Genomic DNA, 10,211 nt, shown 5'->3' with positions numbered 1-10,211 from the left:
AAGCATAATATACTAATATGTAATCGTTATTTTTCAAAGATTTAGGAACTAGTTAAGAAAGGTTTTTACTTTATAATGAGTTCTATCTGGAGTATATTTTATCCTATTTTGCGACAAATTTATTTAGTACTTTCGATGTTATTTTGTTTTTGCTAGATTGTGATAAATTTTGCAATTATTATCTGGCTGTAAATGTTGGTAAGGCTTATTGCTTTTTATTTCACAATAACTTTCATAAAAGTATCATTTCGCATAATGAGCATTAAGACCTATTTAATTTATTCCGTTTTCGCAGTTCTTGGAAAAAACTTTTTAACATTTCGCTGCTTTCGGCTTCCATTAATCCAGCTTCTACTTCACACGTATGGTTGAATCGGTCATCTTGCAGCAAATTCATTAATGATCCCGCTGTGCCGGCTTTTGGATCCTTTGCCCCGTAGTAAACCTTTTCAATCCGCGAAAGTAAAATGGCGCCGCTACACATCGGGCATGGTTCTAGCGTGACGTACAGTTCTGCACCGCTAAGTCGCCATGAATTCTGATGTTTACACGCGTCTTGAATGGCAAGTAATTCCGCATGGGTTACCGCATTTTGGCTCGTTTCACGCAAATTGTGCGCCCGGCCAATAATTTCTCCATCTAAAACAACGACTGCACCAATTGGAACTTCCCCAATTTCTCGTGCTTTCTCGGCTTCTTCAAGCGCTTGTTGCATAAAGAAAGCTCGTTCCATCTATGCACCTCATTTCTAAAAAGTCACTTATAGCTATTTTAGCATAGCTTGGATTAGATGTAAGAACAATCTGCTCAAATTTTCACAGGAACACTTTAGTTGCTTTCACGGAGCATTTATATTACCATATATTAATACTAGGTACTAAAACAAAATTATCAAAATATACAATCTACTTATAAAGGAGAGTCATTATGAATTCAGAAAACTTAATCGCTCCAGAACTTTATAATATTACTGACGAGATTGCTAAATTTAGTTCTGAAAAAACCGCTTTAATTTGGAAAAACGAACTTAATGAAACAAAAACATGGAGCTACCGCCACTTGCTGGAACAAGCGAACAAATTTGCCAATGTTGTAAAAGATGCCGGCATTAAAAAAGGCGACCATGTTATTGTGATGACACCTAGACTACTAGAAACTTACGCTATTTATATGGGCTTATGGAAAGCTGGTGCCATTATTATCCCGGCATCCGAGCTACTGAAAGCGCACGACTTAGAATACCGTATCCACCACGCAAACGTAAAAGCAATCGTTTCTTACAATGGAATGACTGCCGAATTTGATAAAATTGAAAGCATCCCTTCTGTTTCGAAAAAAATCATTGTTGGCGATAAATTATCGGGCTGGGATCATTATGAAACATTAATGGACGCTGCTTCGACCGAGTTTGAACGCGTAGAAACTTCTCGCGATGACGCTTGTCTGCTTGCATTCACGAGTGGAACAACGGGTAATCCTAAAGGTGTTGTACATATCCACGGTTGGGGTTACGCGCATATTCGTATTGCGGCCGATCATTGGCTAGATATTCACGAAGACGATATCGTTTGGGCCACAGCTGGTCCTGGTTGGCAAAAATGGGTTTGGTCGCCGTTCCTTTCTGTACTTGGAAAAGGCGCGACTGGCTTCATTTACAACGGTCGCTTTATTCCTGAAAAACAACTTCATTTACTGGAAGAAGAAAAAATCAACGTGCTATGTTGTACGCCAACAGAATATCGTTTAATGGCAAAAGTGAACAATTTGCGCGAACACGATTTAAGTGCGCTTCGTAGTGCCGTATCAGCGGGCGAACCTTTAAACCGCGAAGTAATTCAAGTTTTCCAAGATAATTTTGACGTTAAAGTTCGTGACGGTTACGGCCAAACGGAGAGCACGCTTTTGATTGGGACGCTTGTCGATACGCCGATTCGCCCTGGTTCGATGGGCAAACCGATTATGCCTGAATACATGGCGATTATTGATGCGGACGGTAATCCAGTCGGCGTTGGTGAGATTGGCGATATCGCGATGCGTAGAGACTTCCCGGCACTTTTTAAAGAGTACTATAAGGAACCCGAACGCTTGCAAAAAGCGATTCGTGGTGATTATTTTGTGTCTGGTGACCGTGCGATTCGCGATGAAGATAATTATTACTGGTTCCAAGGCCGGAATGACGATATTATTATTAGCTCCGGGTATACCATTGGACCGTTTGAAGTAGAGGACGCGCTTACACATCACCCAGCCGTAAAAGAAGTCGCTGTTGTCGCAAGCCCTGACGAAATCCGCGGAACCGTCGTAAAAGCTTTTATCGTTGTAAAAGATGGCTATGAGGGCACCGATGAGCTTGTGCATGAATTACAAACATTTACGAAAGAACAAACGGCTCCATATAAATACCCACGCCGGATTGAGTTTGTTGAGGCATTACCGAAAACCGATTCTGGGAAAATCCGTCGCGTCGAGTTGCGTGATGCGGAGTTTGCTAGTGTGCATGGTTGAAGTTGTAGAAAAAAAGAAGTCCTCGATTGAGGACTTCTTTTTTATTTATTCGCTGTACCATTGTTTTTCAGTGAAACCATGTTCTTTACGAAACGCTTCTGTATATTTTTGAAGTAAGTAACTTTTGACAAAATCTGGGTAAAAAAATCGCACGGGAATAGCTACCAATAAAAATACAACAATAGCCATTAACAATATTTGCCCCAGCGGAACTAACATTGTAGAAATCCATGAGTCGTCATTTAAAAGCCAAAATTTATTCATTCGATAAATCTGCACACCTGCTATAACAATCACAATGCCATAAATTAAGGACTTATCAATAATTTTTCCCCATAAAGGAATTTTAATTGTTGAATCAAAGTCTGCTAGTTCGCTTATTTCGAGGTATTGCAAATATTTGTAGATTGCAAAGCTAACCAGTATAACGCCACCAACTGCACTAATAGTTTGTATAACAATTTGCGCCATATATTCTTCTTTTATTCCCGCTGAAAATGCTCCGAATACAAACCATAATCCCAGTGAAAAAATAACCGATACCATACTAAAAATAATAGAACAACATGAATAAAATCTTGATAAATAGTTTTCCGAGAAACTTTTTAAATTTATCTTGAAAAAATAAATGATTGTGACTAAAACAACGGCCCATTCTATTAATGCAAAAACCGGACTGCTAACAACCCAACCCGAGAATGTGCTTGCTAATAGGATTTCAATGCCTACGATAATTACAAAGACAAGGTATCTCATAAGCAACATTTTTTGGTTCATTGTTTTTTCTATCGTTTTTTTGTTAATTACTTGGCTGGCTTGATTAAAGCTGATTTTTTGGACAGTTTCTTGAATATCTTTGTTGAACAGAATTTTTGTTAATTTCATTTTATACCCCAATTCTCATAGGGAGATTTATTAGCATCTATCCCTGTATTTGTTTCTTGGTTTTTATTATCATTTGGATTAAAGTTAGGACTTCCACCTTGTGGTTGAACTCCTGTTCGATATTCTTTATTAATTGGAATAGTTTCATGCTTTCCATACTTTTCATATTGCTTATCCAACCAAGTACGCTTATCTTTTTCTTTATTCCATCCAAAACTATCTTTTCCACCTGGAGATATTTTGGGGAAATAATTAATTAAATTATACTTCCCAAACTGCCAAAGAGTATTAAATGTTCCTGCGACTGCACCTACAGGTCCACCATACTGTACGCCTTCAAGCGGCCCTACATTAATCATAAATAAATTAATCCCCCCGTACACCGCTTTACTCTCATCTCCATATGCTGGGCTTTCTGGGTTGGTGAATTCATCATAAGCATAAGCAATTACACTTAACCCATCTCCGGCATAACCAATACTTTCTTTCGCGACTGGATGCGCTTTGACAAATTCAGAAACTGGTTTTAACTTTTTAAATAAATCCAAACCTACCTTAGAACCTGCAATGAGTTTAGCTCCTTCACTAGTTTTGGATAAGATTTTAGTCGCATATCCAATTGGTGCAAGTACACTCCAGCCTTTTTCGTTTAATTTTATTAGTCCTTTATACGCAATTGCTTGTGTTGGCAGTGGTGCATTACTAAGATACGAAGCAAATTTAGAACTATTTAAAACTTTTGTAGCAACGTCTTTCGGTAGTTTATTCCAACTCTCTTGTGCAATAAAAATTCCTAAAGCCGCATTTTGAATACCTTCTGGGAACTTATCCAAAGCTCCTATTACATAGCCAAATAAACGATCATTATTTTTAATTTTTTCAATAGCCATTGCCGGATTCTTCTCAAATAATTCATTCAACTCTTTAATAGCAATTTTCTTTTCATTCTCTTCCATCTCTTGTTGCTGTTCTTCACTTTTCAGTTCTGTAAACCAGCTTTTATCCACGCCCGCAGGTAATTGATATGTCCCATCACTATTCACAGTCGTGTTATTTAAAACCAACACACCTTGCATAGCCAGTTTCATTTCATCTAAGCTATTCTTAAAAAGGCCTTTAGTTTGCGCATCAAATTCATACAGACGTTCTATCTTTCTTTGCAACTCATAAATATCTTGTTGCAGACTGTCTGACATTTGATTTAATTCTCTTATATGCTCTGATGCTGTATCTGATAAAGTAGCAATTATGCTTGTCTTCATCATTATATTCATAAGCATTGCAGTACGGTCTATCGATTTTTGTAGGTCTTTCTTAGTTTCGATTTGTTCCTGTAAATTATCTTCATTCAAGAAACCCTCACTTGAAACAATCGAATCCGCTGTCTTATATTTATGTAGCTCCTGTTCAAGAGTGTCACAAGCTGAAGTTACCTTTGCAATCAAGGGCAAGATAATATCCGTGAACAAGCCTTTTCCAGCAGTATAGGCCGTTCCCGATAGTGTGCGCCCATCTACAGCTCGAATGATTTTTTGACTTCCGCCTTTTAACTGGCTGATTACTTCTTTACTACTAGCTAGATTTTTAGAAAGAGCTTGCATTAGTTTTTCTGAATCACTGCTTGAATAAATCAATCCCAAGGAATCTCACTCCTTTGTTTGTATAATTCTTCTCGTTCGTCATCGATTCGATGGATTTCCTTTTGAAAAACATAGGAAAACTGTTCTCGAGCAATTTGTACCTTTAGTCGAAAGCCTCTTTCCGATTCTTCATTTCTTTGAGCTTCTTGAAATGTCTTATTATCTTCTTCTCTTATATTTTCGTCATTCAACATTCTTAATTGATGAAATCCTCTTCGAAAATCTTCATCTAATTGATAAAGTGATTTTTCTATTTCTTTTCGATTTTCTTTCATCTTATCCAACTGATTCTCTTTTTCTATAATTCGTTGATTGTATGCTGCACGCTCGTTATCATTTGTATTCTCTCTCAACTTTTTCATCCCTTAAAATTTAATTTGCTTATCTTGCAAATCCATCATTTCAGCAATTTTTGGAAACTTTCGACTTTGGAATTGAACACATTCTACTAAATCTACCAAATCTTTTAATAATTGATTGTTGATTTTTTCCCCAGATTCCATACTGGAGATATTACTTTTCTCTAGAGAAACTTGTTCACCTCTATTAACAGAAACTGATATTACACCAGATACAGCTGCCTTTGCCGCGCTTGTACTTGAAGCTACTTTCACCATTATCATTATCCCTCTCTTATTCTATTTATATGAAGCCATTTTATCACAAAAACTAGCAACTTTGCACTTTAAATCACAAACATTTCCCGCTCCCGTCCCACAAAAAAAGCCAGCAACAGTGCTGGCCTATTTTTAACGATTTAATTCACTCGCCGCTTCCTCATCTAGCACGACCGTAAAATTAGGGTGTAACTGGAAAATCGAGCTTGGGATGTCTTCTGTCACTGGGCCTTGCAGCGCTTTTTTGATAATCGCTGCTTTTTTCTTGCCGTTTGCAAATAGGATGACTTCTTTTGCGTGCATGACGCTTTTTGGTCCCATTGTTACGTAATATTCTGGGACTTTTTCTGCATCGCCGCCAACTTCTCCGAGCAAAATGTCGAACATGTCTGGGCGTGATTGAACGGAAACAAGTCGGGTTTCATCGCCGAATTTGGTTACACCGGGGAGATTTCCGCAAAAATGACCATCTTCGCCAATCCCAATTAAAATCGCGTCCAAGCCGCCAACTTCTTTCAAATGGGCTTCGTGTTCTGTATAGTTTTTTGTGTCTAGCATATGAATTTGCTCTTCTGGAATTCCCGCTGGATCAAAATACATCGCTTTTAAATTGGCAATCGTTACGCCGTATTTTTCGTCGCCAATTGGGATTTCGTCAAAATTATAATAGTTCACATTTGTCAGTGGCGCTTTTTCTTTCATTTCTTCCACTAATAGTTCGTACATTCGCTTCGGTGTCGAACCCGCTGTGATTGCCAAATGTACGGACTTATCTTGATACATTTTCCCTAAAAGCAGTTGCATCGTTGTTTTACTCATATTTTCGTAGTCTTTTTCCACAATAATTTTCATTTTTTTCACCTCTCGCTTTGAATTACCTTTATGATAAAGTGTATAGTAACTATAGAGTCAAGACGAAAGGGTGATACATGTGGAACCGCTTTTTTCCATCGGGGAAATGGCCAAGAAAAGCCAGCTCTCCATCCAACGACTGCGCTATTATGACAAAATTGGGCTTTTGGTCCCCGCTTTTACCGATCCTACTTCTGGATATCGCTACTATAAAACGGCTCAAGAAGAACAACTCAATCTTATTCAAGCATTGCAATATATGGGGTTTTCCTTGCAAGAACTCAAACAATATCTCGACAAAAACACATCGGAAAGTTTGCCCGATTTACTTATTAAATACCAACAAAAATTAATCGATGAAGAAGCTCGTATTGCTCGTAAAAAATGGCTTATTGACCGTTATCAAGGTTTGTTAAAACAGGAACCTGGAAAGACAGAGCAGCTAACATCTGCCCGGCTTTTGCTTACAGAGTCACTTCTCACTCCTGTTCATGCGGATATTTTAAACGACCCGGCTTTTCATCAAGAAGTTCAGAAAATCTTGAGCCGACTGGGGCTTTCGAAAAGTTATTTGCAGTTTCCCGGTTATTTTCTTTTGGACGGACAGGCTTATCTTTTTGTTGAGTTGGACCATTCGATTGGCGCACCCGGTGAACGTTATTTAGCATCAAGTGAGCGGCAGGCATTTATCACTCCGCAAAATTGGCAAATGCCGGCTGAAAATGCAGATTACCTTTTACAAGAAACGGTTGCTTGGATTGATCAAGAGCTGGTTCGCGGTTATTCCTATGAAACAAAATTAACTTTTGAATAGATATTTTAGTAAGATTGGTTATAATAGAAAGAAATAATGTGGAGGTGAGTGCCGTGGAAATCAAGCAAATCAAGGCAAAAGATACGCAAGATATTAGACACCGGGTTCTTCGCCCAGAACAACCTGAAAGTAATGCGATTTATCTGCATGATGATTTGGAGGATACGTTTCATCTAGGCGCTTTTGAAAATGATGTTTTGCTCGGGATTGCGAGTTTTTATCCGGAAAATTCGGCGATTATTCCGAATCCTACGCAGTACCGTATTCGCGGGGTGGCGACTGAACGGCGGATGCGGTTGAAGGGTTTAGGTACGGCGCTACTCGCGGATGGGGAAGCGGAAATTTGGAAACGCGATGCTGACCTTATTTGGTGTAATGCGCGTATTGTCGCTGTTGGCTTTTATGAAAAACATGGCTATCGTAAAATCGGAAAATCGTTCGTTATTCCCGGTATTGGTGAACATTACTTAATGACAAAATTAAATCCAACTAAAAAAGTGGACCAAGATAGTTAAAATCTTGGTCCACTTGCTTGTTATAATTTAGAATAAGGTTGCGTATGAATCATCCAAGAAATGCCGTATTCATCGACGAATTGGCCCATTTTACCGCCCCAGAATTGCTCTTCGAAAGGCAGCGTTACGTTGACTCTTCCCGACGAGCTCACTTTTTCAAAGAAAGCATCGGCATCAGCTACTGCCGCGGGATCTTCGCTGTTAGAATCGAGCATAATAGAGATTTGGTTGGATGGCTTCACTTCTTTTCCGAATGAGTCGGAACAAAACAAGTTCGCGCCAAGCACTGTAAATCCGCCATGAACTGTGGTGTTTTCGAGATTTTCTTTTGCCAGACCGAACATTTCGCTTTGTTCTTCGGTTACTGGCAACCTCGTGATATTCGTTGCTCCGAACACTTCTTCATAATATCCTAAAGCCTCTTTTGCATTTTCAAAAGCCAAATACGGGTACATTTTTGCCATACAAATCGCTCCTTTGTTTTTGAGACACTAGTTAGAAAATACCCAATTCGTTTTAGCTTAAACTATCTCGGGGTTTTTAAAAATTCGGCGCCATGTTTTGCTCATAATCACAAGACAAACGGTGAACGCGCCTAAATCTGCTAGCGGGAACGCGTACCAAATACCGTCTAAACCGAAGAACTGCGGCAAAATCAGTAAAAGTGGTACTAAACAGATGATTTGGCGCATTAGGGAGATGATAAATGAAATTCTTGCTCGACCAAGTGCTTGATATAGTCCTCCGCAGACAATTTGGAAGCCAATTGTTGGAGCAGCTAGTAGCATGAATCGCACAGCATTTGTTCCTTGGGCAATCAGTTCTGGGTCGTTCGAGAAAATCCGTACGAGCATTCCTGGGAAAATTTCTACTAATCCCCAAGCAATTAGTGACATCACGGTCGCAGCAATCATCGACACTTTGACAGCTTTCATAACACGCTCGAATTGTCTGGAACCGTAGTTAAAGCCTACGATTGGCTGCATTCCTTGTGTGACACCGTTGATTGGCATGATGACGAACGACGCAATTCGGTTCGCAATCCCGTACACTGCAATCGCCATCGTTCCGCCGTAAATATTAAGCATCCAGTTTACCGCAACCGTTACGATACTCCCGGCGGACATCATAATGAATGACGGGAACCCGATTGCCATAATCCGGCGAATCAGCGGGAAATCCATTCGGAATGAGAATCCTTTTAAAGATAAAGTACTTTTGCCTGATAAAAAGTAAATCAAGAGCCAAATCGCGCCAACTGCTTGTGCAATAACGGTCGCAAGCGCAGAACCGCGGACACCCATACCAAATCCCATAATGAAAATCGGATTTAAAATCATATTTAAAATGGCAGAAATAATCATAGTTAACATCGCTGTTTTTGCATTACCTTCCGAGCGAACGATATTATTCATCGCCATCGCAAAGGTTTGGAACACAGCGCCGAGTAAAATAAGCGATAAGAAATCACTGGCAATATCATGAATATCCGCCGGCGCCCCGAAAAGTGTAATAAGCGGATCTAAGAAAATAAAGGTAACAATCGCGATAAAAATACTTGAAATAAGTACTAACCAAATAACTTGGTGGAAAACTTTATCGGCATGTTTTTGTTCGCCAGCACCGAGCGAGCGGGAAATAATCGACGCGCCCCCAATCCCAAACATCGCGGCCATCGCCATTAGTATCATTTGGACCGGGAAGGCAATCGAAAGTGCCGCAACCCCTGATGGCCCAACGCCATACGACACGAAAATCGTATCAACAATATTATACATCCCCATAACAAACATACCGATAAATGCCGGAATCGACAATCGCGCCATAAGTGATGGAATGCTATCTTCACCTAATCGTTTACTCTGTTCTTTCATTCAGTTTCTCCTCCTTCAACTGCTATAATCGCATTATCAGACAACCGTCCTATCAAATGCATTAAATCGTCTTTTTCTTTTTCGCTAAAACCGGCTGTCAAAAGCGCGGACCATTCTTCCGTCACTTCTTCAATTAATTCACGCATCTTAAAACCAGTTTCTGTCACAAAAATCCGCTGAATACGTCTATCTTTCGTATCGATTTCGCGGCGAATCATCTCGAGTTCCTCCAGACGCTTAATATGCCGCGTCACGCTCGCCTTATCAACCATAAACCGTTTCGCCATCGATTCTTGGGAAATACCATCTTCTTTATAAAGCGTCCATAAATAACGTAATTGACCTATATTAAGACCAGTTTCTAGTAATTTTTTATTTTTAAACGTACTTTCCGAACGATGAATAATTGCGATGGCTTTCGCTAAACTTTCCTGTCTCTCTGCCATTTATCCGACTCCTCATAAAAAAATCCGCCACATAATTAGTTGCGGCGTCAACCATTATATTAT

Annotated in this window: 12 protein-coding genes; 3 read left to right on the top strand and 9 right to left on the bottom strand. The window is 39.5% G+C overall.

Annotated elements, in window-relative coordinates; genetic code table 11:
• Positions 1-262: 262 nt before the first annotated feature.
• Complete coding sequence (gene tadA / locus HCJ30_RS08895; RefSeq protein WP_008948948.1) at positions 263-733, bottom strand: tRNA adenosine(34) deaminase TadA; 471 nt, start codon at positions 731-733, stop codon at positions 263-265.
• A gap of 194 nt (positions 734-927) precedes the next feature.
• Here tadA and mbcS point away from each other — a divergent pair, with 194 nt between their 5' ends.
• Entirely contained in the window at positions 928-2,505 is a 1,578-nt protein-coding gene (gene mbcS / locus HCJ30_RS08890) for an acyl-CoA synthetase MbcS (protein WP_185391864.1), read from the top strand.
• A 45-nt stretch (positions 2,506-2,550) separates the two neighbouring features.
• Here mbcS and HCJ30_RS08885 read toward each other — a convergent pair whose 3' ends face one another.
• The 5 genes from HCJ30_RS08885 to HCJ30_RS08865 form a co-directional block, all read right to left on the bottom strand.
• On the bottom strand, positions 2,551-3,390 hold the full coding sequence (locus tag HCJ30_RS08885) for a hypothetical protein (protein WP_185391863.1): 840 nt from the start codon (positions 3,388-3,390) through the stop codon (positions 2,551-2,553).
• Entirely contained in the window at positions 3,387-5,030 is a 1,644-nt protein-coding gene (locus tag HCJ30_RS08880; RefSeq protein ID WP_260444427.1) for a T7SS effector LXG polymorphic toxin, read from the bottom strand. The genes HCJ30_RS08885 and HCJ30_RS08880 overlap by 4 nt, the downstream gene beginning before the upstream one ends.
• On the bottom strand, positions 5,021-5,392 hold the full coding sequence (locus HCJ30_RS08875; protein ID WP_235003427.1) for a hypothetical protein: 372 nt from the start codon (positions 5,390-5,392) through the stop codon (positions 5,021-5,023). The genes HCJ30_RS08880 and HCJ30_RS08875 overlap by 10 nt, the downstream gene beginning before the upstream one ends.
• 3 nt (positions 5,393-5,395) lie before the next feature.
• On the bottom strand, positions 5,396-5,647 hold the full coding sequence (locus HCJ30_RS08870) for a hypothetical protein (protein WP_185391862.1): 252 nt from the start codon (positions 5,645-5,647) through the stop codon (positions 5,396-5,398).
• Positions 5,648-5,779: 132 nt separating this feature from the next.
• Positions 5,780-6,499, bottom strand: a complete 720-nt coding sequence (locus HCJ30_RS08865; RefSeq protein WP_185391861.1) for a glucosamine-6-phosphate deaminase — start codon at positions 6,497-6,499, stop codon at positions 5,780-5,782.
• Positions 6,500-6,578: 79 nt separating this feature from the next.
• Here HCJ30_RS08865 and HCJ30_RS08860 point away from each other — a divergent pair, with 79 nt between their 5' ends.
• Together HCJ30_RS08860 and HCJ30_RS08855 are read left to right on the top strand one after the other, a co-directional pair.
• A complete protein-coding gene (locus HCJ30_RS08860) occupies positions 6,579-7,313 on the top strand; it encodes a MerR family transcriptional regulator (RefSeq protein ID WP_185391860.1) in 735 nt (244 codons plus the stop codon).
• 53 nt (positions 7,314-7,366) lie between these two features.
• A complete protein-coding gene (locus HCJ30_RS08855) occupies positions 7,367-7,828 on the top strand; it encodes a GNAT family N-acetyltransferase (protein WP_185391859.1) in 462 nt (153 codons plus the stop codon).
• A gap of 20 nt (positions 7,829-7,848) precedes the next feature.
• On the opposite strand, the gene HCJ30_RS08850 is transcribed toward HCJ30_RS08855, so the two are convergent.
• From HCJ30_RS08850 to HCJ30_RS08840, 3 genes are read right to left on the bottom strand one after another with little or no spacing between them, the layout of a single operon-like run.
• Complete coding sequence (locus HCJ30_RS08850) at positions 7,849-8,292, bottom strand: VOC family protein (RefSeq protein ID WP_070243997.1); 444 nt, start codon at positions 8,290-8,292, stop codon at positions 7,849-7,851.
• 57 nt (positions 8,293-8,349) lie between these two features.
• A complete protein-coding gene (locus tag HCJ30_RS08845) occupies positions 8,350-9,702 on the bottom strand; it encodes an MATE family efflux transporter (protein WP_003728607.1) in 1,353 nt (450 codons plus the stop codon).
• The gene (locus tag HCJ30_RS08840; protein WP_185391858.1) at positions 9,699-10,148 is read right to left on the bottom strand and encodes a MarR family winged helix-turn-helix transcriptional regulator; all 450 of its coding nucleotides are present in this window, start codon (positions 10,146-10,148) and stop codon (positions 9,699-9,701) included. The genes HCJ30_RS08845 and HCJ30_RS08840 overlap by 4 nt, the downstream gene beginning before the upstream one ends.
• Positions 10,149-10,211: the final 63 nt, after the last annotated feature.

The organism is Listeria cossartiae subsp. cossartiae (assembly GCF_014224155.1).
Lineage (GTDB): Bacteria > Bacillota > Bacilli > Lactobacillales > Listeriaceae > Listeria > Listeria cossartiae.
This window is presented reverse-complemented; position numbering and strand designations above follow the sequence as displayed.